This is a genomic window from Spongiactinospora gelatinilytica (genome assembly GCF_003236385.1).
Lineage (GTDB): Bacteria > Actinomycetota > Actinomycetes > Streptosporangiales > Streptosporangiaceae > Spongiactinospora > Spongiactinospora gelatinilytica.
The window spans coordinates 1-1,337 of the sequence record NZ_POUA01000723.1 but is presented as its reverse complement, the minus strand read 5'-3'; the positions used below and the strand labels follow the sequence as shown (position 1 = coordinate 1,337).

1 protein-coding gene is annotated in these 1,337 nt (G+C 72.8%); it reads right to left on the bottom strand.

Annotated elements, in window-relative coordinates:
• On the bottom strand, positions 1–1,226 hold a 1,226-nt coding region (locus tag C1I98_RS38915), incomplete at its 3' end, for a hypothetical protein (protein ID WP_438672139.1).
• Between the last annotated feature and the right edge of the window lie 111 nt (positions 1,227–1,337).

Sequence of the window (1,337 nt, the reverse complement as noted above, 5' to 3'; positions counted from 1 at the left end):
GGTTCGGGCCCGGACTGCTGCCTGCCGGCGGCGGCCTGCTTCTCCTCGTCGGCCGTACCGGTCCTGGCCAGCACGCCGCGCGCCCACGCCTGGGAGCGCAGGGCGTCGTACAGGGGGGTGTCCAGCGCGGACGAGCCTGCTGCGGGCAGGCCGGAGGCGGGCGGTGAGGTCAGGCCGGGCTGGGTGGTGTCCGGCCCGGTCGTTTCCGGCTCGGTCGTTTCTGGTTCAGTGGTTTCCGGCTCAGTGGTTTCAGGCTCGGGCTGTGGGTCGAGCCGGACGGTCTGTTCTGCGGGGGATTCGTCGGGCCGGGCCGGCTCTTCGGCGGTGGACTCCTCGCGTTCGGCTGTTTCGGCGACCGGGGCGACCGGGGCGGGCAGCGGCGCGGCCGTCGAGATCGGCATGGTCAGCGGCTCCGGCGGGAGCGGCAGGGAGTCCATGATGCGCTGCCTGGTACCGGCCGGGAGCGGCGGCACCGGCGGATGGCAGATCATCTGCGGCACCGTGTAGCGGATGTTGATCGGCCGCTTGCACACCGGGCACGTCATCATGTGCGTGACCAGGGTCATCCGCGCCTCGTTGAACTCCTCAGGGCTGCGCGGCCCCTGCATGATGGACGGCGCGTCGTAGGAGTCGCCGAACAGCCCCCCGGGGAACAACGCGTCGGCCAGCGGCGCGAGCGCCGGGCAGGCGGCCCGGCCGTGGGCGAGCGCGTCCAGGCCGCTGACCAGGGTCTCGATCATGTCCTGGGTGCGGGTGGCGACCTTGGTGATCTCCGTGGCGGGCACGCCGAGTACGTGCGCCAGGTCGTCCGCGCCCAGCTCGTGCCGGTACATCAGGCGCAGCGCCTCGGTGCCGAGCGGGTCGGCGAGCGTCCAGGCGCGTTCGACCAGCCGCCCGTCCGGCATGCCCGGCGCACCGCCCGACTCATACCTTTTGATCTGACCCGCATGGTCCGCGCCGCTCGCCCCGGGCCCGCCGTACATGCACGCCTTGCGGAGTACGGCCAGCAGCCTCCCGCGCGCCGACACGCCGCTCTGCCGGGCCGCCGGGTCCTTGTACGGCTCGGCCCTGGTCAGGCAGATCGTCAGCGTGGTGATCACCGCTGTCACCGCGCGCCCGGAGTCCAGGTGGTGCCCGGCATAGTCGAGCAGGTGGGCACCGTGATCGCGTACCCACGACGGGCCTGGACCGAGGGCCACCCTGCCCGCGCCGGTCGGCGTGCTCATGACCCGCCGGATCCGGTCGGGCCTCGCTCGACCTGGTCGGGGGCGGGTGTGTTGAGATCGGGCCCGGTGAGGTCGGGGGCTGTCTCTTATACACCTCTCCGAGCCCACGAG